The sequence below is a fragment of the Nonomuraea roseola genome (assembly GCF_039535395.1).
GTDB classification, from domain to species: Bacteria; Actinomycetota; Actinomycetes; order Streptosporangiales; family Streptosporangiaceae; genus Nonomuraea; species Nonomuraea roseola.
The window spans coordinates 1857488-1877261 of record NZ_BAAAXC010000015.1 but is presented as its reverse complement, the minus strand read 5'-3'; the positions used below and the strand labels follow the sequence as shown (position 1 = coordinate 1877261).

General features: G+C 70.1%; 21 protein-coding genes and 1 pseudogene. 15 read left to right on the top strand and 7 right to left on the bottom strand.

Features of this window, described 5'->3' with window-relative positions:
* Window positions 1-63 precede the first annotated feature (63 nt).
* Complete coding sequence (locus tag ABFX55_RS31845; protein ID WP_346126367.1) at window positions 64-1032, top strand: PucR family transcriptional regulator; 969 nt, start codon at window positions 64-66, stop codon at window positions 1030-1032.
* 391 nt (window positions 1033-1423) lie between these two features.
* On the opposite strand, the pseudogene ABFX55_RS31840 reads toward ABFX55_RS31845, so the two are convergent.
* Both ABFX55_RS31840 and ABFX55_RS31835 read right to left on the bottom strand, forming a co-directional pair.
* Window positions 1424-1591: pseudogene (locus ABFX55_RS31840) on the bottom strand (ClpX C4-type zinc finger protein); the annotation flags it as partial.
* A gap of 18 nt (window positions 1592-1609) precedes the next feature.
* Window positions 1610-1936, bottom strand: a complete 327-nt coding sequence (locus ABFX55_RS31835; RefSeq protein ID WP_346126366.1) for a hypothetical protein — start codon at window positions 1934-1936, stop codon at window positions 1610-1612.
* 338 nt (window positions 1937-2274) lie between these two features.
* Here ABFX55_RS31835 and ABFX55_RS31830 point away from each other — a divergent pair, with 338 nt between their 5' ends.
* The 4 genes from ABFX55_RS31830 to ABFX55_RS31815 all read left to right on the top strand — a co-directional run bounded on the left by ABFX55_RS31830 (window position 2275) and on the right by ABFX55_RS31815 (window position 6684).
* Window positions 2275-4098: a glycosyltransferase family 2 protein gene (locus ABFX55_RS31830; RefSeq protein ID WP_346126365.1), complete on the top strand. Its 1824-nt coding sequence runs from the start codon at window positions 2275-2277 to the stop codon at window positions 4096-4098.
* Window positions 4099-4172: 74 nt separating this feature from the next.
* The gene (locus tag ABFX55_RS31825) at window positions 4173-5189 is read left to right on the top strand and encodes an energy-coupling factor ABC transporter permease (protein WP_346126364.1); all 1017 of its coding nucleotides are present in this window, start codon (window positions 4173-4175) and stop codon (window positions 5187-5189) included.
* A 2-nt stretch (window positions 5190-5191) separates the two neighbouring features.
* Window positions 5192-5950, top strand: coding sequence for a cobalt ECF transporter T component CbiQ (cbiQ, locus tag ABFX55_RS31820; protein ID WP_346126363.1), 759 nt, complete (start codon window positions 5192-5194; stop codon window positions 5948-5950).
* The gene (locus ABFX55_RS31815) at window positions 5941-6684 is read left to right on the top strand and encodes an energy-coupling factor ABC transporter ATP-binding protein (RefSeq protein ID WP_346126362.1); all 744 of its coding nucleotides are present in this window, start codon (window positions 5941-5943) and stop codon (window positions 6682-6684) included. Before cbiQ ends, ABFX55_RS31815 begins: the two co-directional genes overlap by 10 nt.
* On the opposite strand, the gene ABFX55_RS31810 is transcribed toward ABFX55_RS31815, so the two are convergent.
* A complete protein-coding gene (locus ABFX55_RS31810; RefSeq protein ID WP_346126361.1) occupies window positions 6665-7681 on the bottom strand; it encodes a potassium channel family protein in 1017 nt (338 codons plus the stop codon). The two genes, ABFX55_RS31815 and ABFX55_RS31810, sit on opposite strands and share 20 nt — an antisense overlap.
* A gap of 72 nt (window positions 7682-7753) precedes the next feature.
* On the opposite strand from ABFX55_RS31810, the gene ABFX55_RS31805 reads away from it, so the two are divergent.
* The 5 genes from ABFX55_RS31805 to ABFX55_RS31785 all read left to right on the top strand — a co-directional run bounded on the left by ABFX55_RS31805 (window position 7754) and on the right by ABFX55_RS31785 (window position 10639).
* Entirely contained in the window at window positions 7754-8092 is a 339-nt protein-coding gene (locus ABFX55_RS31805; RefSeq protein ID WP_183651030.1) for an STAS domain-containing protein, read from the top strand.
* Between the two features lie 59 nt (window positions 8093-8151).
* Window positions 8152-8925, top strand: coding sequence for an SDR family NAD(P)-dependent oxidoreductase (locus tag ABFX55_RS31800; protein WP_344839377.1), 774 nt, complete (start codon window positions 8152-8154; stop codon window positions 8923-8925).
* A 10-nt stretch (window positions 8926-8935) separates the two neighbouring features.
* Window positions 8936-9703, top strand: coding sequence for a crotonase/enoyl-CoA hydratase family protein (locus tag ABFX55_RS31795; protein WP_183651027.1), 768 nt, complete (start codon window positions 8936-8938; stop codon window positions 9701-9703).
* A 115-nt stretch (window positions 9704-9818) separates the two neighbouring features.
* On the top strand, window positions 9819-10442 hold the full coding sequence (locus tag ABFX55_RS31790) for a rhomboid family intramembrane serine protease (protein ID WP_346126360.1): 624 nt from the start codon (window positions 9819-9821) through the stop codon (window positions 10440-10442).
* Window positions 10443-10513: 71 nt separating this feature from the next.
* Window positions 10514-10639, top strand: coding sequence for a hypothetical protein (locus ABFX55_RS31785; RefSeq protein WP_346126359.1), 126 nt, complete (start codon window positions 10514-10516; stop codon window positions 10637-10639).
* On the opposite strand, the gene serC is transcribed toward ABFX55_RS31785, so the two are convergent.
* Together serC and ABFX55_RS31775 are read right to left on the bottom strand one after the other, a co-directional pair.
* Window positions 10636-11745 carry a phosphoserine transaminase gene (gene serC, locus ABFX55_RS31780; protein WP_346126358.1) on the bottom strand — a complete coding sequence of 370 codons (1110 nt, stop codon included), beginning with the start codon at window positions 11743-11745 and terminating at the stop codon, window positions 10636-10638. The genes ABFX55_RS31785 and serC overlap by 4 nt on opposite strands.
* Before the next feature lie 127 nt (window positions 11746-11872).
* Window positions 11873-12979, bottom strand: coding sequence for a citrate synthase 2 (locus ABFX55_RS31775; RefSeq protein ID WP_183651022.1), 1107 nt, complete (start codon window positions 12977-12979; stop codon window positions 11873-11875).
* Between the two features lie 231 nt (window positions 12980-13210).
* Here ABFX55_RS31775 and pdxH point away from each other — a divergent pair, with 231 nt between their 5' ends.
* On the top strand, window positions 13211-13852 hold the full coding sequence (pdxH, locus tag ABFX55_RS31770) for a pyridoxamine 5'-phosphate oxidase (RefSeq protein WP_346126357.1): 642 nt from the start codon (window positions 13211-13213) through the stop codon (window positions 13850-13852).
* A 10-nt stretch (window positions 13853-13862) separates the two neighbouring features.
* Complete coding sequence (locus ABFX55_RS31765; RefSeq protein WP_346126356.1) at window positions 13863-15095, top strand: MFS transporter; 1233 nt, start codon at window positions 13863-13865, stop codon at window positions 15093-15095.
* On the opposite strand, the gene ABFX55_RS31760 is transcribed toward ABFX55_RS31765, so the two are convergent.
* The gene (locus ABFX55_RS31760) at window positions 15064-15687 is read right to left on the bottom strand and encodes a UdgX family uracil-DNA binding protein (RefSeq protein ID WP_346126355.1); all 624 of its coding nucleotides are present in this window, start codon (window positions 15685-15687) and stop codon (window positions 15064-15066) included. The two genes, ABFX55_RS31765 and ABFX55_RS31760, sit on opposite strands and share 32 nt — an antisense overlap.
* Before the next feature lie 77 nt (window positions 15688-15764).
* Between ABFX55_RS31760 and ABFX55_RS31755 the strand changes: the two genes are divergently transcribed.
* The 3 genes from ABFX55_RS31755 to ABFX55_RS31745 all read left to right on the top strand — a co-directional run bounded on the left by ABFX55_RS31755 (window position 15765) and on the right by ABFX55_RS31745 (window position 19647).
* Window positions 15765-16469, top strand: coding sequence for an iron-dependent transcriptional repressor DtxR (locus ABFX55_RS31755; RefSeq protein WP_281388171.1), 705 nt, complete (start codon window positions 15765-15767; stop codon window positions 16467-16469).
* A gap of 120 nt (window positions 16470-16589) precedes the next feature.
* Window positions 16590-18818, top strand: coding sequence for an ATP-binding SpoIIE family protein phosphatase (locus ABFX55_RS31750; RefSeq protein WP_346126354.1), 2229 nt, complete (start codon window positions 16590-16592; stop codon window positions 18816-18818).
* A 16-nt stretch (window positions 18819-18834) separates the two neighbouring features.
* On the top strand, window positions 18835-19647 hold the full coding sequence (locus ABFX55_RS31745) for an alpha/beta fold hydrolase (protein WP_346126353.1): 813 nt from the start codon (window positions 18835-18837) through the stop codon (window positions 19645-19647).
* Here the strand turns inward: ABFX55_RS31745 and ABFX55_RS31740 are convergent.
* Complete coding sequence (locus tag ABFX55_RS31740; protein WP_346126352.1) at window positions 19610-19774, bottom strand: hypothetical protein; 165 nt, start codon at window positions 19772-19774, stop codon at window positions 19610-19612. The genes ABFX55_RS31745 and ABFX55_RS31740 overlap by 38 nt on opposite strands.

The following is a 19774-nucleotide window of genomic DNA, read 5'->3' as shown; positions in this document are numbered from 1 at the left end:
TTAGGCAGGCCCTTCGCGCCGGCGCATGGTGTGGATGAAGGGACCCGCTCCTACACTTGTCGGATGCAGGCAAGGCTCGACGCGCTCGCGGCGGTCATCGAGCGCAGCGTCTCGGTCGACGACCCCGACGGCCACCTGCTCGCCTACAGCTCCATGCACGCCGACGCCGATCCCGTGCGCGTGGCCGCGATCCTGTCCAGGCAGATCGCTCCCGAGGTCAGCCGGTGGCAGGACAGGCACGGCATCGCCACCGCCACCTCCGCCGTGCGCCTGCCCGCCAACCCAGAGCTCGGGATGGGCGCGCGGGTCTGCGTGCCCATCAGGCACGGCGGGCGCTGCCTCGGCTACCTGTGGCTGCTCGACCCCGGCCAGTCGCTCGACGACGAGGCGCTGGCCCTGGCGGAGGAGGCCGCTCGCGATCTGGCGGCCGACTGGCGGGAGGACCCTGACACGCTGGTCCGCCGCCTGCTCACCACAGGACAGGGCTGGGAGAGGATGCCGCCCCAGCTCGTCCAGGTGTGCGTCGTCATCCCCGCCTCGGCGCGGAGGGAGCGTCACGCCATCGGCGGGTTCGTGACCGACACCCACGCGGCCTACCTTCTGCGCCATCCCGCGGAGAGCGCTCCGCTGGAAGAGGGCGTCTCCCGCGGCTACAGCGACCCCGCCGGGCTCGACGCGGCTCCGGAGAGCTACCGGCAGGCGCTGGCCGCCGCGCATCTCGCCGCGGCCGACCCCGCCCTGCCCGGGCACGTCTCGTGGTCGGAGCTGGGGGTCTACCGCGTGCTGCTCGGCGCGGCCGACGACCCGCTGGCCCCACTGGACGGCGAGCAGGCCCACACCCTGGAGACCTATCTCGACCTCGGCGGCAACGCCCAGCGCACGGCGGCCCGCCTGCACCTGCACAGGACCACGCTCTACTACCGGCTCGGCCGCATCGCCGGCGCGCTCGGCGCCGATCTCGACGACGGGCTGACCAGGCTCCACCTGCACCTGGCCCTGAAGAGGCGGCGCCTGCCGCCCGACCTGCGTTGAGCCCCCTGCTCCAGCTCCCCGGCCCCTGCCGGGGAGCTGGAGCCCGTTCACTCGGCGGCCAGCCGATCGGCCTCCTCATGCAGCGCGCTGACCAGCAGAAGCTCAAGCCTGAGCTCGGTCAGGTCGGTCGCCGCGAGGCCATCGAGAACCTGCATGGTGGGCCTCCCTGATCATGAGACGCCCCACTGATCACACCGGTTTACCTGAAGCGTTCCCAGGCCGACTGCCTGGTCATGTTGAGCGAGGCGCCGATGCGCTCCCAGCTCACGTCGCGGGTGCGCAGGTGGCGCACCCAGTCGTGGAGGTTGTCGTCGATCTGCACCTGCACGGCGGCGATCTTGGGGAGGTGGCCGAGGATCTGCTCGACGCTCATCTCCTCCCACATCGGGAGCCTGGGTTCGGGCGAGGCGTCGAGCCGCTCGGCCTCGAGGATCTCGTTGCACAGGCCGATGCACTGGTCACAGATGTGGACGCCAGGCCCCGCCACGAGCTTGGCGACCTCGGTGCTCTTCTTGTGACAGAACGAGCAGCGGAGTCTGTCCTTCCATGTGTCAGGCATATCCTGACGCTACGCCTGTCAGGCGACGCCTGACAATCCCTCGTTCATGGCGGTCCTGGTCTCCTTGACCTGCGCCATGATGATGGCGCTCCGCTCCTCGGCGATCTTCCTGCAGATCGTGGTGTAGGCCTGGAGAATTCTGCGGTAGGCCGCACGTGCCTCCTCGAGTTGGGCGTTGAGCGCGAGCACGCGGATGGGGTCTCCGTAGAGTTCGGCCTCCGCGAGCAGGGCCCGTGCCTCGTTCACGATCTCCTCGGCGCGCTGCCGTGTGCGGCGCAACAGCGCCGAGCACTCGTACAGCTCGCCCAGTCGTGCGGAGGAGACGATGCGCTCGGCAGAGCGCACGGCTGGATCCTCGGTCGTCTGACGGCTGAGTTCCGTTCCCATTCCTGCCACCTCCCCGGTCAAGGTTGCCTGAGTGTAGACGCGCGATCCGTACTTCCGGATCACGCGGGAGGGCCGGGGGTAGGGCACTGTTCCCTGCGGGGATGATTCTCTACGCCCGGGAGGAATTCAGCGCTCCCGCGACACCCCTTTTAATCTGCAAATACGCAGCTCTGGGGGATATGTCTGCTGGCCTAAAAGGACGGGCATGAACACGCCCGATCGGCCACGCCACGCCCTTCCCTAGTCACATACTGAAACGGGATGTAAGCGGAACGTGACGGCTGAGGGGCGCGGCTGTGGCTGAACAACCAACGGGGTCCGACGACGGGAGTGTCGACGTCAGCGTCATCATCCCTGTTCACAACTGCAGGGACTTTCTCGATCGCAGCCTGACCTCCGCTCTCGTGCAGCGGGTGAACAAGGAGATCGTCGTCGTCGACGACGGCTCCACCGACGGCAGCGCCGACCTGCTCGACCTCTACGCCCACTACCACCGGGGCGTGATCAGGGTGGTGCGCGCCGAGCACTCCGGCGGCGCGGGCGGCCCGCGCAACACCGGCATCGAGCACGCCAGGGGCCGCTACGTCTTCTTCTGCGACGCCGACGACCACCTCGGACCCGAGGCCATGGAGCGCATGCTCGCCGTCGCCGACCGCAACGGCTCCGACATCGTCCTCGGCAAGATCGTCGGCCACGGCCGCAGGGCGCCGGTCTCGATGTTCCAGGCCAGCGCCGACCGGGCCGAGCTGGGCACCAGCGCCGTCTACAACAGCCTGAGCTGCTTCAAGCTCTTCCGCAGGGAGCTGCTCGACAGGCACCGCATCAGGTTCGCCGAGGGCCAGCTGGTCGGCGAGGACATCTACTTCAGCGTCCACGCCTACTGCCACGCGAAGGTCATCTCCGTCGTGGCCGACTACGACTGCTACCACCTGGTCGCCAGGCCCGACGGCAGCAGCATCATGCAGCAGCCCTCCAGCCGCGACCCGCTCGGCTGGCTCGCCATGATCAGGAGACCGATCGCGCTGATGGCCCAGCACGTCGAGCCGGGCCCGCTGCGGGACCACCTGCTGCGCCGCCACTTCAGGCTCGACATCTTCGCCCAGCTCGGCGTGCCCTTCCTGGCGGCCGACGAGGTGCGGCGCAAGGAGATCGTGCACGAGGTCGCCGCGCTGTGCGACGAGTGGATGACCCCCGGCGTCATGGCCAGGCTGACCACGACCGACAGGCAGCGCCTGTCGGCACTCGGCGACATCGACAGGCTCGTACGGCTGGCCGACATCGAGGCGGCGACCGTGTGGCGCCGCCTGACCGGGCTGCGGTGGGAGGGCGACAGGCTGGTGGTGGAGGGCGAGGCCACCCTCGACGGCCTGGACGGCCAGGGCGGCGTCGCGCTGGTGCTGCGGTCGAGGAACGAGGAGGCGGGCGAGGTGGCAGTGCCCGCCGAGACCGACGGGCACGCCTTCTCCGCCAGGATCGACCTGGCCGAGCTGACCTCAGGCGTGTGGGACCTGCACGTCGCCGTCGAGTGCGAGGGCGTGGTCCGCCTGGGCAGGCTGGGCGCCGACAGGGAGAGCGGCATCACCAGGCCCGCCCCCCGGCTGGTCGGCAACGTGGTCGCGCTGCCGTACTTCACCAGGTCCAACGGCAACCTGAGCCTCGACGTCGGCGGGCACGTGCTCAGCGTGCCCGGCTCCGTGCGGCTCACCCGCACGAGGTGGGCGCTCGGGCACAGGCTGGTGATCGACGGGGCCATCACGGTCGGGGGAGACGGCATCCCCGAGGCGGGGGCCGTCCGCCAGCTGGTCTGGCGCGAGCGGCACACCGGGAGGGAGCGCACCGAACGGGTGGTGTCGCTGCCCGGCGGGATGTTCGCCTCCAGGCCCGCGGTGGGCAGGTTCGCGCCCGGCACCTGGGACGCCTACCTGGAGCTTGAGCTCGGCGGCCCGCCCGCGCGCTTCAGGATCGAGGCCGACGCGGACACGGTGGCCGAGCCGCGCAGCTGGTGGCGCGGCCCCGTGCGCAGCAGCGTCAGGCCCTACGCGACGGCGGGCAAGGGCAGGTTGAGCACCGTCGTGCGCAAGATCACACCCCGCGCCCTCCTTCGTAGGCTCCTCGACTAATTGCCACATATATGCAGGTGCAAGGCCATCACTTAAAGTAGGGACGTTTGATCCCCCTCCATGGAGGCTTGGCTGTGCACGTACCCGATGGCTTCTTCAACGCCGCTACCTCCGTCTCCGCCGGTGTCGTCGCGGCGGCGGGCGTGGCGGTATGCCTGCGCGGCGCGAAGAGGGAGCTCGACGACCGCACCGCGCCCATGGCCGGTCTGGTCGCCGCCTTCATCTTCGCCGTCCAGATGCTCAACTTCCCCGTCGCGGCGGGCACCAGCGGACACCTGCTCGGCGGCGCGCTGGCCGCGATACTCGTCGGGCCCTACACAGGTGTGCTGTGCATGGCCGTGGTGCTGCTCGTGCAGTGCGTCTTCTTCGCCGACGGCGGCGTCACCGCGCTCGGCATCAACGTGCTGATCATGGGCGTGGTCACCGTACTGGTCGGCTGGGGCGTCTTCCGCCTGGTCACCAGGGCCGTCAGGAGCAAGGCGGGGGTGAGCGCCGGCGCCTTCCTCGCCGCGCTGGTCTCGGTGCCGGTCTCCGCGCTGGCCTTCTCCGCGCTGTTCGCGGTCGGCGGCACCGCCCCGGTCGACGCCGCCGCCGTGGCGGCCGCCATGGGCGGCGTCCACGTGCTCATCGGCATCGGCGAGGCGCTCATCACCACCGCCACCGTCGGCGCGGTGCTGGCCGTACGGCCCGACCTGGTGTACGGCGCGCGCGGCCTGAGCGCGCCGCTCGTGCTGAAGGGCGCGGACGGCGCGACCTCCACCGTCGCGGCGGCCGCCGCCGCCGACAGGCAGGTCGCGGGCGGTGTCAGGCCGTTCCTGGTCGGGGGCATCGGCGTGACGCTCCTGCTCGCGGGCGTGGTCTCCTTCTTCGCCTCCTCCGACCCCGACGGTCTGGAGGCGGTCGCCGAGAACAAGGGCTTCCTCGGCCAGGCCACCGACCACCCGCTCGGCTCGTGGGCGCTGGCCGACTACGGCGACGTCGGCGGGGTACCCGTCGGCGTCGCGGGCCTCGTCGGCGTGGGCATCACTCTGGTGGTGGCCGGGGCCATCGCCTACGCCGCCCGCCGCAGGGGCAGCAGGACCGAGGTCTGAGCATGGGCGCGGGGCACCACCACCAGCTCTACCGTCCGGGTGACTCGCCGGCCCACCGGCTGCCGCCGCACTGCAAGCTGGTGGCGGTGCTCGCGTTCGCGGTCGTCGTCGTGGCCACGCCGCGGGAGTCCTTCTGGGCGTTCGGCTGCTACGCGCTGCTGCTGGCCGCCGTGGCGGTGGTGGCGCGCGTGCCGCTCGGCCACGTCGCGCGGCGGATGGTGATCGAGGTGCCGTTCGTGGCGTTCGCGGTGGCGATCCCGTTCATCGGGATGGGGGAGAGGACCGAGGTGCTCGGCCTCTCGCTGAGCGTGGAGGGGCTGTGGGCGGCGTGGAACATCCTGGCCAAGGCCTCGCTCGGCGTCGTGGCCTCCATCCTGCTGGCGGCCACGACCGAGCCCAGGATGATCCTCCTGGGCGCGCAGCGGCTGAGGCTGCCCTCGCTGCTGGTGCAGATCGCGATGTTCATGCTCCGCTACCTGGACGTGATCATGGAGGAGATGCGGCGGATGCGGGTGGCCAGGGAGTCGCGCGGCTTCGTGGCGCGCGACGTGCGGCAGATCCCGGTGATCGCGCGCTCGGCTGGAGCGCTGTTCATCCGCTCCTACGAGCGGGGCGAGCGGGTCCACCTGGCTATGCTCAGCAGGGGATACAACGGATCCCTCCCCGTCATTCACGAAATTTCGGGATCAGGGCGGCAGTGGGTGGTCGCGCTGGCCCTGCCGGTCACCGCACTGGCCGTCCTTGGAGCGTCATGGTGGTGAATTCCCTGGAGGTGCGCGAGCTCGCCTACGCCTACCCGGACGGCACGCAGGCGCTGTTCGGCGTCGACCTGACGATCGGCAGGGGCGAGCGCGTCGCGCTGCTCGGGCCGAACGGCGCGGGCAAGACCACGCTCGTCATGCACCTCAACGGCATCCTCACCGCCGGGCACGGCCTGGTCAGGGTGGCGGGCACGGAGGTGCGCCCCGGCACGCTGAAGGAGATCAGGCAGCGGGTCGGGCTGGTCTTCCAGGACCCCGACGACCAGCTGTTCATGCCGACCGTCCGCGACGACGTGGCCTTCGGCCCCGCCAACATGGGCGTCAAGGGCGAGGAGCTGGAGCGCAGGGTCAAGAACGCCCTCGACAGGGTGGGCATGGCCGACCACGCCGACAGGCCGCCGCACCACCTGTCCTTCGGGCAGCGGCGGCGGGTGGCGGTGGCCACCGTCCTCGTCATGGAGCCCGAGATCCTCGTGCTGGACGAGCCCTCGTCCAACCTCGACCCCGCCGCCCGCAGGGAGCTGGCCGAGATCCTCCGCTCGCTCGACGTGACCGTGCTGATGGTCACCCACGACCTGCCGTACGCGCTGGAGCTGTGCGAGCGCTCGCTGATCCTGTCAGGAGGGGTGATCGCCGCCGACGGGCCCACCCGTTCGCTGCTGGCCGACCCCGCGCTGCTGGCCGTCCACCGCCTCGAGCTGCCGTACGGCTTCGCTATTCCTGAGGGGCGTTGACGACCACCACGCGGTCGCCCTCCATGATCGAGGAGACCTCCTCGTCGGCGTAGGTCATGATCCTGCCGCCGCGCACGACCGCGACGACCACGCCCTCGCACTGGGAGGGCGACCTGCCGATCTCGTGCGGCTTGACGGGGCGCTCCTCCAGGTCGAGGCCCTTGCCGTAGGCCAGGAAGTCCTCGATCAGCGCGCTGACGGCGGGGCTCTGGGTGGCCACGCCGAGCATCCTGCCCGCCGCTTCGGAGGAGGTGATGACGACGTCGGCGCCGCTCTGCCGTACGAGGGGGTCGTTCTCCGCCTCCCGCACCGCGGCCACGATCGTGGCGCGCTTGTTGAGCTGGCGCGCGGTCAGCGTGACGAGCGCCGTGGTGTCGTCGCGCTGGGTGGCGACGATGATCTCCTTCGCCCTGCTGACGCCCGCCCTGTTCTGCACGTCGCTGCGGGTGGCGTCGCCGACCACGCCGGCGAAGCCGTCGCTGTTGGCCTCCTCGATCGCGTCGCCGCGCGGGTCGATGACCACGATCGACTCCTTGGCCCGCTCGTTCTCGAGCAGCGTGCGGATCGCGGCCCTGCCCTTGGTGCCGTAGCCGATGATCACGGTGTGGTCACGCAACCTGGACCTCCAGCGGTCGATCAGGAAGTTGTCGCGGGTGCGCTGGGTGAGGACCTCGAGCGTCGTGCCCACGAGGATGACGAGGAAGACGATGCGCAGCGGGGTGACGGCCAGGATGTTCACCGTCCTGGCGAGGGGCGTCACAGGGGTGATGTCCCCGTACCCTGTGGTCGACACCGTCACTGTCGCGTAGTAGAGCGCGTCGAGCAGCGAGACCTTGCCGTCGTAGCTGTCCTTGTACCCGTCCAGATCCAGCGCTACCAGCAGGAACACCACGCCCAGAGCGGCGCAGGCGTACGCGATCCTCCGCAGAACAGCCCGGATCGGGCTGATCGCGAGGGCCGGCAGGCGTACGCGGGTTCCTGAAAGGTCGTCCTGCATAGTGGTGATCGTAGTTTGTCCATGAGGCCCCCCTGGGGATGTGGAAGTACAGTGGCTCATCGAGGAGGGCAGATGAAGCTGCGGCTGGCGCGTCATGCCATGGGCGATGCCGTGGTGGTGGCCGTGGAGGGAGAGCTCGACCTCTTCACCGCTCCCTTCCTTCGCGACGAGGTGCGCGACGCCATCAAACAGGACGGCGCGCGGCTCGTCCTCGATCTCCAGGCGCTGTCGTTCATGGACTCCAGCGGGCTGTCGGTGCTCATCGAGGCCTGGCGGCTGGCCACGGGCGAAGGCGGCGGCGTCTCGCTCGCCGCGCCCCAGGCTCCGGTCGCCCGCATCCTGCGCACCACCGGCCTCGACCGGCGGATAAAGGTCTATTCGGACGTCGACACGGCCGTGGGCGAGATCTGAAGAGAAACTGGGGCACCCCGAGTAGAACTTCATTCGGTTCTCGCGTTAGGGTCCGTGGCATGGACGTCAACGGAGCAGTAGCAATCATCTCGGGCGGGGCCAGCGGGCTGGGCGAGGCCACGGCCCGCGAGCTCGCCCGCCAGGGCGCGACCGTGGTCATCGCCGACCTCAACGAGGAGCGCGGCAAGTCGATCGCCGACGAACTCGGCGGAGTCTTCGTCAGGACGGACGTCTCGGACGAGGGCGACGTGCAGGCGGCCGTCGACGCGGCCGTGGCCACGGGCAAGCCGGTTCGCGTGATCGTCAACAGCGCGGGCATCGGCTGGGCCGAGCGCACCGTCAACCGCGAGGGCGCTCCGCACAACCTCGCCAGCTACCGCAAGGTCATCGAGGTCAACCTGATCGGCACCTTCAACCTCATGCGCATCGGCGCGGCCGCCATCGCCAAGACCGACCCCGTCTCCGAGGACGGGCACCGCGGCGTGGTCGTCAACACCGCCTCCGTGGCCGCGCTCGAGGGGCAGACGGGGCAGCTGGCCTACTCCGCGTCCAAGGGCGGCATCGTGGGCATGACCGTGCCCGCGGCCCGCGACCTGGCCGCGATCGGCGTGCGCGTCAACACGATCTGCCCCGGCATCATCGACACGCCCATCTACGGCTTCTCGGGCAACGCCGACGAGTTCAAGGCCAAGCTCGTCGCCCCCGTCGTCTTCCCCAAGCGCATGGGTCGCGCCGACGAGTTCGCCCACCTGGTGCGCTCCCTCGTCGAGAACGACTACATGAACGCCGAGGTCATCCGCTTCGACGGCGGCATCCGCTTCCAGCCCAAGTAATGAGGTGCGCGTGTCCGCAGAAGAGGTTCTGATCGAGGAGTCCGACGGCGTCGCGGTGATCACGATCAACCGCCCGTCGGCTCGCAACGCCGTCAACGGCGCCGTCGCGCGAGGCATCGTCGCGGCGCTGGACTCCCTGGACTCCCGCACCGACGTGTCGGCCTACGTCCTGACAGGGGCGGGCGGCACGTTCTCCGCCGGCATGGACCTGAAGGCCTTCCTCGCGGGCGACTTCCCCGTCATCGAGGGCAGGGGCTTCGGCGGCATCGCGGAGGCTCCGCCCAAGAAGCCGCTGATCGCGGCGGTGGAGGGCTACGCGCTCGCGGGCGGCTTCGAGCTGGCGCTGTCGTGCGACCTGATCGTGGCGTCGTCGGAGTCGAAGTTCGGCCTTCCCGAGCCCAAGCGCGGCCTGGTGGCGGGGGCGGGCGGCATCATGCGCCTGCCGCGCAGGATCCCCTACCACGTGGCCATGGAGATCGCCCTGACCGGTGACCACTACCCGGCCTCCAGGCTGTACGAGCTGGGCCTGGTCAACCGGATCACCGAACCGGGCGGGGCGCTCGAGGGCGCGCTCGAACTGGCTCGGAAGATCGCGGCCAACGCCCCGCTGGCGCTCGCGGCGACCAAGAAGGTGATCATCGAGTCCGCCGACTGGTCGATCGAGGAGATGTTCAAGAAGCAGGGGCCGATCATCAACCCCGTCTTCGGCTCCAAGGACGCGATGGAGGGCGCGGCGGCCTTCGCCGAGAAGCGCGCCCCGCAGTGGAGGGGCGAGTAGCCCTGCTTGTCAGGCTCCTCCCGTTCTCGGGAGGAGCCTGTTTCTTTATGCCGATGAGGGGAAACCCCGCATTACCGTAAAGGGAGACGATCCACCTTCGGCGGCAGGAGAGCGCATGAGTTCCCCCTACGAGTCGGTCAAGCGTGGCGCGGGCGGCCTGCTGCAGGGTGCGCTCGGCGCGCTGCTCCTGGTGGGGGGCATGGTGGTCGTCATGTGGGCCGTCGAGATCTTCGACTACGTCACACCGGGCGACCTCGACGCCGAACTCGGCATCATCGCCTGGTCGCCGGACGGGCTGATCGGGGTCCTGTTCGCGCCCTTCCTGCACGTCGGTTTCGCGCACCTGATGGCCAACTCGCTGCCGCTGCTGGTCCTCGGCTTCCTCGCCGCCTTCCGCGGGCTCGGCAAGTTCCTGTGGGCGACACTGATCATCATGGTGGTCGGCGGCGTCGGCACCTGGGTCGCCACGCCTCCCGGCGTCGCCACCGTGGGCGCGAGCGGCCTCGTCTTCGGCTACTTCGGGTTCGTGGTCGCGCGAGGGCTCTTCGACAGGCGTGCCCTCGACATCCTCGTGGGCATCGGGGTGGCCGTGGCCTACTACTCGCTGATGTGGGGCCTGGACCCCACCCAGGTGGGCATCTCGTGGCAGGGCCACCTGTTCGGCCTCGTCGGCGGAGTGGCGGCCGCCTGGGTGCTGCGCCGCAAGCGGCTGGCCACGCCGACGTACCCGGCCTACTGAGCCTCGGGGTCGCGGCAGGGCCCGCAGGCCCTCAGCGGACGGCTCAGCGGCGCGCAGGGGTCAGTGGACGGATGCTCGAGGCGCTCGCCGCCGGCACCGACAGGCTGCCGGTGCCGGCCAGGTTCGCGCGGAGCGTCGAGCCGGAGGACGCGCCCGCGTTGCTCGACGAGCTGTCCCGCCGGGCGAAGGACGGCTAGAGGCGCTCGACCACGTAGTCGACGCAGGTGGTCAGGGCCTCGATGTCGGAGGGCTCGATCGCGGGGAACATCGCGACGCGCAGCTGGTTGCGGCCGAGCTTGCGGTAGGGCTCGGTGTCGACGATGCCGTTGGCGCGCAGCACCTTGGCCACCGCCGCCGCGTCGACGGAGTCGCTGAAGTCGATCGTGCCGACCACCTGCGAGCGGAACTCGGGGGCCGCGAACGGCGTGGCGAACGACGACTTCTCCGCCCACGTGTAGAGGCGCTGCGAGGAGTCGGCGGTGCGCGAGGTCGTCCAGGCCAGGCCGCCGTTGCCGTTCATCCAGTCGAGCTGCTCGGCCAGCAGGAACAGCGTCGCCACCGACGGGGTGTTGTAGGTCTGGTCCTTGCCCGAGTTGTCGATCGCGACGGGCAGGCTGAAGAACTCGGGCACGTAACGGCCTGAGGCGGCGATCTCCTCGACACGGGCCAGCGCGCGCGGCGACATGATCGCGATCCAGAGCCCGCCGTCGGAGGCGAAGCTCTTCTGCGGCGCGAAGTAGTAGACGTCGGTCTCGGAGATGTCGACGGGCAGGCCGCCCGCGCCCGAGGTCGCGTCGACCAGGACCAGGGCGCCGTCGCCGCCGACCCGCCTGATCGGCATCGCGACACCGGTGGAGGTCTCGTTGTGGGTGAGGGCGTAGACGTCGACGCCCTCCTCGGCCACGGCCTCGGGGTAGGTGCCGACCTCCGACTTGATGATCGTCGGCTCGCCGAGCCACGGCGCCTTGCTGACGACCGCGCCGAACTTGGAGGAGAACTCGCCGAAGGACAGGTGCTGCGACTTCTCGCGCACCAGCCCGAAGGCGGCGATGTCCCAGAAGGCGGTGGTGCCGCCGTTGCCGAGCACCACCTGGTAGCCCTCGGGCAGCGAGAACAGGTCGGCCAGGCCGGAGCGGACTCTGCCGACCAGGTTCTTGACCGGCTTCTGTCGATGGGAGGTGCCCATCACGCTCGCGCCTGAGGAGGCGAGCGCGGACAGCTGCTCGGGTCGGACCTTCGAGGGCCCGCAGCCGAAGCGGCCGTCGGCGGGCTTGATGTCAGCGGGAATCACGATGTCAGCCACCTGCCCAAGCCTACTGAGCCGTCTCGCATGGCTTGTCCTGGGTCCGGGATATGAGATTCGCACCTTGTGGGGGGAACGAGAAACGGCCCGCTGGAGGAATCAGCGGGCCGTTACCGAGGAAGAGGTGTCAGATGATGCCGACGACCTCGTCGGCGCCCGGCACGTCGCTCAGCGGACGCGTGGCGGGGCCCACGTAGTTCGCGCTTGGGCGGACCAGCCTGCCCGTGCGCTTCTGCTCCAGGATGTGCGCGGCCCAACCGGCCGTGCGGGCGCAGGTGAACATCGAGGTGAACATGTGGGAGGGAACCTCGGCGAAGTCGAGGACCACGGCGGCCCAGTACTCCACGTTGGTGGCCAGCACCCGGTCGGGCTTGCGCGCGTGCAGCTCCTCGAGAGCGGCCTTCTCCAGCGCTGCGGCCACCTCGTACCGAGGAGCGTCGAGCTCCTTGGCGGTGCGGCGCAGCACGCGGGCGCGCGGGTCCTCGGCGCGGTAGACGCGGTGGCCGAACCCCATGAGGCGGTTACCGGCGTCGAGCTCGCTCTGGACGTACTTCTTGGCGTCGCCCAGCTTCTCGACGCCCTCGATCATGTGCAGCACGCGGGCGGGGGCGCCACCGTGCAGCGGGCCGGACATCGCACCGACCGCACCCGACAGCGCGGCGGCCACGTCGGCGCCGGTGGAGGCGATGACGCGGGCGGTGAACGTGGAGGCGTTCATGCCGTGCTCGGCGGCGGAGGTCCAGTAGGCGTCGATGGCCTTGACGTGCTTGGGGTCGGGCTCGCCGCGCCAGCGGACCATGAACCGCTCGGTGATGGTCGCCGCCTCGTCGACCCTGCTCTGCGGCACCATCGGCAGGCCGAGGCCACGCGCGGACTGCGCCACGAACGACAGGGCCATGACCGACGCGCGCGCGAGGTCGTCGCGGGCCTGCGCGTCGTCGATGTCGAGCAGAGCCTTGAAGCCGTAGGCCGGAGCCAGCATGGCCAGCGCGCTCTGCACGTCTACGCGGATGTCACCGGAGTGGACAGGGATGGGGTACGGCTCAGCCGGCGGAAGGCCGGGCTGGAACTTGTTGTCGACCAGCAGACCCCAGACGTGCCCGAACGGGACACGGCCGACCAGATCTTCGATGTCGACGCCCCGGTAGCGAAGGGCGCCCCCCTCTTTGTCCGGTTCCGCGATCTCGGTCTCGAAAGCCACAACGCCTTCGAGGCCGGGTTTGAAGTCGGACATTCTCGGCCGCCTCCCTTTCTTGCCGTGTGGGCAATCCGTACTCATGGTCGCGGCCCGCTTCGGAGTGTTCGCATCCCCGGAGCCCGTCCGCTTCTGTTGATGTCGAGATACCGGCGGGTCAATTTAACCCCCTACGTGAGCGTGCTTCGTCTTCGGGCACGCCGAAACGTCATCACTGCTGGTAGGGGGCAATGCGTGGGATCGCCACCAAGCGCGCAAGAATACCTTCTCGTGGATGCCACTTCGCTGGCGGGGCTCCGCCGTACCTATGAGGGCAGGCCGTTGCTCGAGACCGACGTAGCGGCCGATCCGATCACGCAATTCACCCGTTGGTTCGAGGAGGCGCTGGAGGCCGGACTGCCGGAACCGAACGCGATGGTGGTCGCCACCGCCTCGGCGGGCGGCAGGCCGAGCGCGCGCACCGTGCTGCTCAAGGGCTACGACGAGCACGGGTTCGTCTTCTTCACCAACTACGAGTCCCGCAAGGGCCGTGACCTGGCCGAGAACGCCCGCGCCTCGCTGCTGTTCCCCTGGCATCCGATCCGCCGTCAGGTCCGCGTCGAGGGCAGCGTGGCCCGCCTCGCCCACGAGGAGTCGGCCGCCTACTTCAACTCCAGGCCGTACGGCTCCCGCATCGCCGCGTGGGCCTCACGCCAGTCGGCGGTCGTCCGGTCGAGGGAGGAGCTCGACGCGCGCTACGCCGAGCTGGCCGAGCGCTGGCCGGAGGAGCCGCCCGTTCCCGACTTCTGGGGCGGCTTCCGCGTGGTGCCCACGGAGGTGGAGTTCTGGCAGGGCCAGCTGGAGCGGATGCACGACAGGTTGCGCTACCGGCGGGTTCACCCTGGTTGGGTCCTGGAGCGGCTTGCCCCCTAATGTGCCGTGAATGGCTTTCGGGGATTTCGTTGTCGACACGCGACCGCTCCGCGTGCCGGCCTACCGGCGCCTGTGGGCGGGGCAGGCCGTCTCGCACGTAGGCGTCGCGGTGACCGTGGTCGCGGTCAGCCAGCAGGTGTGGGAGCTCACTCACTCCTCGTTCTGGGTGGGCATGCTCGGCCTGTCCAACCTGATCCCGCTGGTGGTCTTCGGGCTGTGGGGCGGCGCGGTCGCCGACGCCATGGACAGGCGCAAGCTGCTGATCATCGGCTGCGTGGTCGCGTGGGCGAGCACGATCCTCCTCGTGGCCCAGGCGATGCTCGGGCTCGGCAACGTCCACGTGCTCCTGGTCGCCGTGGCGCTGGGCGCAGCGGGGTTCGCGATCAGCTCCTCCACCAGAGGGGCCGTCATCCCCAGGCTGCTCCCTCCTGACCTGGTGCCCGCCGCCAACGCGCTCAACTCGCTGGTCTTCAGCCTCGGCGCGGTCTTCGGCCCGATGATCGGCGGCGTCGTGCTCGCCACCGGCGGCTTCGGCGCCGCCTACGCCATCGACGCGGTGCTCTTCAGCGCGAGCCTCTACGCCGCGCTGCGGCTGCCGACGCTCCAGCCGCTCGGCGAGGTGGTCCGCCCGGGGGCGAAGGCCGTGCTGGAGGGGCTGCGCTTCATCATGGGCAGCCCGGTCCTGCTGATGTCGTTCGTCGTGGACATCATCGCCATGGTCTTCGCGCTGCCCAGGGCGCTCTTCCCCGAGCTGGTCGCCGAGCGCTTCGGCGGCTCGATGATCGCCCTGGGCTGGCTGACGGCCGCCATGGCGATCGGGTCGGTGGCGGGCGCGCTGTTCTCCGGATGGGTCGGCAGGGTCAGGCGGCAGGGCGTCGCGCTGGTGATCGTCATCGCGGTGTGGGGTCTCGCCGTGGCCGCCGCGGGAATGGTGCACGAGCTGTGGCTGGTGGTGGCGTTCATGGCCGTCGGCGGCGTGGCCGACGTGGTCTCCTCGGTATGGCGGCAGTCGATCCTGCAGCTGCACGCGCCCGACGAGATGCGGGGCCGCATGCAGGGCGTCTTCATGGTGGTGGTCGCGGGCGGGCCGCGCCTCGGCGACCTGCGGGCGGGAGCCACCGCCACGGCCGTCGGGATGACGGGGGCGTGGGTGGGCGGCGGTCTCGCCTGCGCGGTCGCCGTCCTCCTGGTGGGTCTCGCCGTACCGGCCTTCAGGAACTACAGGAGCGGCGAGCGAGCCTGAGGTCCGACAGGAACCCCTGGTAGGCCTCGTCGCGGTCGGGGGCGCGCAGGACCGCCGACGGGTGGATGGTCGCCACGGCCAGCGCCTCGCCCAGCTCCAGCACCTCCCCCCGGTGCTGGGTGACCTTGAAGGCCGCGCCCAGCAGGGCGCGCGCCGCCGTCGCGCCGAGCACCACCACCATCTCCGGCTTCAGCAGGGCCAGCTCGGCGTTCAGCCACGGGCCGCACGCCTCGATCTCGGCGACGGTCGGCTTCTGGTGGATCCTGCGCTTCCCCCTGAGCGTGAAGGAGAAGTGCTTCACGGCGTTGGTCAGGTAGGCATCCTGACGGTCGATGCCCGCCTCCTCCAGCCCCTTGTCGAGGATGCGGCCGGCGGGCCCCACGAAAGGTGCGCCCTTGCGGTCCTCCTGGTCGCCGGGCTGCTCGCCGACGATCAGGAAGCGGGCCTGCGAAGGGCCCTCGCCGAACACGGTCTGGGTGGCGTCGCGATAGAGATCGCAACCCTCGCAGTGGGCCGCGGCGCGCCGCAGCTCGGGCAGGGTGAGCCGCTCGGGAAGGAACCGGGCCGCTCCGGTGTTTCCGTCCTTTGCCATCGTTGGTCGTTCTCCCACTAGGGTTTCTGTGGCTTCTGTGCCCCATGACCGACGTAGCATTCAGGACGGGAGGAGCCTTGACCGCACACGGCTTGATCGACACGACGGAGATGTATCTCCGTACGATCTACGAACTCGAGGAAGAGGGGATCGTTCCCCTTCGTGCGCGCATCGCGGAGCGGCTCCAGCAGAGTGGTCCCACCGTCAGCCAGACCGTGGCGCGCATGGAGCGCGACGGGCTGGTCAGGGTGGAGGGCGACCGCCATCTGGCCATGACCGACCTCGGCCGCACCCTCGCCACGCGCGTCATGCGCAAACATCGCCTCGCCGAGTGCCTGCTGACCCAGGTCATCGGTCTGCCGTGGGAGGAGGTGCACATCGAGGCCTGCCGCTGGGAGCACGTGATGTCGGAGTCGGTCGAGGAGCGGCTGGTGAAGCTGCTCGACAATCCGACGGTCGACCCCCACGGCAACCCCATCCCGGGTCTCGAGGAGCTCGGCGCGCAGGGGCCACAGGGCGACGCGTGGCAGACCTTCCCTTGCATGGCTGACCTCGCAGGACCCAGAGAAGTACCTGTAGTCGTGCGTCGAATTAGCGAACAAGTGCAAAGCGATCCCGCTGTGATGCTTAAACTCAAGCAAGTTGGGATACAACCCGGACGCGAGGTGACGCTCGCGGCGAGCGACGACGGTGTGCGGGTGACAGGTGATAACGACGCGACAGAGACTCCCGCGGAGCTTCCGCGTGAGATCGCCGCGCACGTATTCGTCTCGATGCGCTGACGACGGCGCTGCTGCTTGGTTGAATCCCAGATGGGAGTCCCTCCACTCCCCGGACACGACTGTTGCAGGAGCGCCCGTGGTTCGCTTTGCGCACATGCCTCCCCGAGGAGTGGTCTCCGGATGAAACGCTGGGGGGATTTGTCTCAGGAAGCGGTCGACTTCTTGTCGGCGTCGGCGGTCCTCGACCACGCGGAGATGGCCGTCGTGGTGACGGATCGTTTCAGCAACCTCCTGTACTGGAATCCGTTCGCGGAGAAGTTGTTCGGGCGCCAGGGCAAGGGGTCGGTGCGGGAGGGCTCCGTCCTCTCGCTCGGCATCATGGAGAAGGATCACCCGCTCGCCGTCGAGCTCGCCAAGCACGTGCTTAAGGGCGGCGTGTGGGAGGGCACCTTCGACGTCAAGCGCGGCGACGGCACCATGATCTACGTCAGGGCCCAGGCGGTGCCGCTGCGCCACGACTCCGGGTCGGTGACGGGCATCGTGATCACCGCCCGCGAGGCCATGCGCAGCAACGAGCGCGAGAAGGACCGCTTCGGCCTGCTCGAACGCATCGGTGAGCGGCTGGCGGGCTCCCTCTACGTCGAGGAGACGCTCAAGCGGGTCGCCGAGATGCTGGTGCCGCAGTTCGCCGACCACTGCTTCATCGAGCTGATGGAGGGTGAGCGGCTGGTGCGCAGGGTCTCCCAGCACGTACAGGGCTGGAACCCGCCGCCCGACACCTGGAAGCCGGTGGGCTCGGAGATCCGCTATCCGGCGGGCCACTACGCCGACACCGCGATGCGCCGCCAGGAGACGATCCTGGTCGAAGACTTCGCCTCCAGCAATTTCCCCAGCCCCCACGAGGGCAGCGCCCGGCTGTGCGGCGAGATCGGCATGACCTCCGCGGTGGTCGCCCCGCTGTGCGTGCGCGGTGAGACGCTCGGCCTGATGTACCTCGGCCTGTCCAACCTCACCGACCGGCGCAGCCCCCACTACGACGCCTTCGACCGTGACTTCGTCGGCGCCATCGCCACCCGCGTCGCGCTCGCCGTCGACAACGCGCTGCTGTTCGAGGAGGAGCGGCACACCGCCGAGTCCTTCCAGAAGCACCTGCTGCCCAGGGCCCTGCCCGCGCTCGACGGCCTCGACATAGCCGTCCGCTACTACCCGGCGGCCCCGCTCGCCTCTCACGGCCAGGGCATCCAGACCCAGGTCGGCGGCGACTGGTACGACGTGATCCCGCTGTCGGCCGGCAGGGTCGGCATCGTCATCGGCGACGTGGAGGGCCGCGGCGCCAAGGCGGCGGCCATCATGGGCCAGCTGCGCGCCGCTCTGCGCGCCTTCGCCCAGGACGACAAGCCGCCCGCCGACATCCTGGCCAGGCTCGACGAGTGGACCCGCATCATCGCCACCCCGGAGCAGGACGAGTCGGGCGCCGACATCAGCGTGCCGCCCATCGTCACCTGCCAGTACCTCGTCTACGACGCCTGGTCGCGCCAGCTGTCCTTCGCCAACGCCGGCCACGCGCCCCCTTTGCTGCTGCACGACGGCCAGTGCCTGGAGATGAGCATCGAGGAGGTCGGCCAGCCCCTCGGCGTGCGCGCCAAGGGCATGCACGCCGATCTGGTCTACAAGGAGGAGACCCGCACGCTGCCGCCGGGCGCCGCGCTGGTCCTCTACACCGACGGCCTCGTCGACCGGCGTCCCAGCCGCGACTTCGGCGGCAGGATGCCCTCCGACGAGGAGACGCTGGGCATCCTGCAGGAGAAGCTCGCCGCCTGCACCAAGGAGAACGTCGAGCGCATCGCCGACACCGCCACCCGCGCGGTGCCCGGCGAGATCGACGACGACATGGCGATCCTCGTGCTGCGCGCCAGCCCCATCGACCTCGACGTCGAGGAGCGGACCTTCCCCGCCCAGCCGATCATGGTCGGCGAGGCCAGGCGCATGGCGGCCGAGGCCTTCTCCGGGTGGAACGTGCCCGACGAACGCGCCGAGCTGGCCTGCCTGCTGGTCTCTGAGGTGGTCACCAACGTCGTCCTGCACGCCGCCACCGCGAGCATCCCGCGCAGGGAGCTGGTGGTCGAGGGGCCGCCGCTGCCGTTCGAGGAGTCATGGGACGTGCCGGGCTTCGAGGAGGAGCTCGTCAGCGACAAGGAGTTCACCCTCAGGCTGCGCAGGGGCGAGGAGTCGGTCTGGGTCGAGGTCTTCGACCAGGACCTGCGCCTGCCGCGCATCCGCAGCGCCGGCGAGAACGACGAGGGCGGCCGCGGGCTCTACCTTGTCGACCAGCTCGCCAAGCGCTGGGGCTCCAGACCCACGAAGGAAGGCAAAGCGGTCTGGTTCGAGATTCCCACGCGTAGCAGGTAGTGATTGACTCGGTGCCATGGAGCTGGCCTTCGAGCGGCGCGGTCACGGCCCGCCGCTGATCCTCGTCCACGGCATCGGCCACCACTGGCAGGCGTGGCTTCCGGTCATGGACCGCCTCGCCGCCTCGCGTGATGTGATCGCGGTGGACCTGCCGGGGTTCGGGAGGTCGCGGGGGCTGCCGCCCGGCACGCCGTACACGGCCGAGTCGCTGGCCGACGCGGTGGAGTCGTTCTGCGCGATGCTCGACGTGCGCGAGCCACATGTGGCGGGCAACTCCCTCGGCGGCTACATCGCGCTGGAGCTGGCCTCCCGCGGAGTGGTCCGCACCGCCACCGCGATCTCCCCTGCCGGGTTCTGGTCGAGGGCGGAGCTGCTGTGGTGCCAGAGCGTGCTGCGCGCCATGCGAGCCTCGGCGGAGGGCGGCGTCGCCGAAGGGGCCGAGGCCCCGGGCTCTGGGGCGCTGTCGCGGCTGCTGGGCTCCGAGCCCCTGGGCTTTCTCGGCGCGGGCCTGCTCGTCGCCCATCCCTCGCGGCTCGGACGTGTCGCCCTGGCCGCCGGCACCGAGGCGCTCGCCTCGGCTCCAGGCTTCAACGAGACGCTCGACTCCTTCACGGGCATGATGCCGCCCGCGCCGCCGAAGTCGCCGATCACGATCGCGTGGGGCGAGCATGACCGGCTGCTGCTCCGGCGGCAGGCCGTACGAGCGGCCCGCTGGTCGAACCAGCGGGTGAAGCTGCTCAAGGGCTGCGGGCACGTGCCGATGAGCGACGACCCCGAGCTGGTCGCCAGGGTCATCCTCGAAGCGTCTGACCCCAGATCGCCAGCATGACGATGATGAAGACGACGACCACGCCGACGTAGCCGACAGGACCGAGGCGCAGCGCTCTGCGCACGCGGTTGAGCGCCCAGGCGAACAGCAACGCCAGAAAGACCAGGAGGATCAGGCCGCCGTCCAT

What these genes read in the sequence shown, in the direction of transcription:
- ABFX55_RS31845 (WP_346126367.1), top strand. Translation starts at nt 64, where the DNA reads ATGCAGGCAAGGCTCGACGCGCTCGCGGCGGTCATCGAGCGCAGCGTC.
- cbiQ (WP_346126363.1), top strand. Translation starts at nt 5,192, where the DNA reads ATGGGCGCGGGGCACCACCACCAGCTCTACCGTCCGGGTGACTCGCCG.
- ABFX55_RS31815 (WP_346126362.1), top strand. Translation starts at nt 5,941, where the DNA reads ATGGTGGTGAATTCCCTGGAGGTGCGCGAGCTCGCCTACGCCTACCCG.
- ABFX55_RS31810 (WP_346126361.1), bottom strand. Translation starts at nt 7,681, where the DNA reads ATGCAGGACGACCTTTCAGGAACCCGCGTACGCCTGCCGGCCCTCGCG.
- ABFX55_RS31805 (WP_183651030.1), top strand. Translation starts at nt 7,754, where the DNA reads ATGAAGCTGCGGCTGGCGCGTCATGCCATGGGCGATGCCGTGGTGGTG.
- ABFX55_RS31800 (WP_344839377.1), top strand. Translation starts at nt 8,152, where the DNA reads ATGGACGTCAACGGAGCAGTAGCAATCATCTCGGGCGGGGCCAGCGGG.
- ABFX55_RS31790 (WP_346126360.1), top strand. Translation starts at nt 9,819, where the DNA reads ATGAGTTCCCCCTACGAGTCGGTCAAGCGTGGCGCGGGCGGCCTGCTG.
- ABFX55_RS31785 (WP_346126359.1), top strand. Translation starts at nt 10,514, where the DNA reads ATGCTCGAGGCGCTCGCCGCCGGCACCGACAGGCTGCCGGTGCCGGCC.
- ABFX55_RS31775 (WP_183651022.1), bottom strand. Translation starts at nt 12,979, where the DNA reads ATGTCCGACTTCAAACCCGGCCTCGAAGGCGTTGTGGCTTTCGAGACC.
- ABFX55_RS31765 (WP_346126356.1), top strand. Translation starts at nt 13,863, where the DNA reads ATGGCTTTCGGGGATTTCGTTGTCGACACGCGACCGCTCCGCGTGCCG.
- ABFX55_RS31760 (WP_346126355.1), bottom strand. Translation starts at nt 15,687, where the DNA reads ATGGCAAAGGACGGAAACACCGGAGCGGCCCGGTTCCTTCCCGAGCGG.
- ABFX55_RS31750 (WP_346126354.1), top strand. Translation starts at nt 16,590, where the DNA reads ATGAAACGCTGGGGGGATTTGTCTCAGGAAGCGGTCGACTTCTTGTCG.
- ABFX55_RS31745 (WP_346126353.1), top strand. Translation starts at nt 18,835, where the DNA reads ATGGAGCTGGCCTTCGAGCGGCGCGGTCACGGCCCGCCGCTGATCCTC.
- ABFX55_RS31740 (WP_346126352.1), bottom strand. Translation starts at nt 19,774, where the DNA reads ATGGACGGCGGCCTGATCCTCCTGGTCTTTCTGGCGTTGCTGTTCGCC.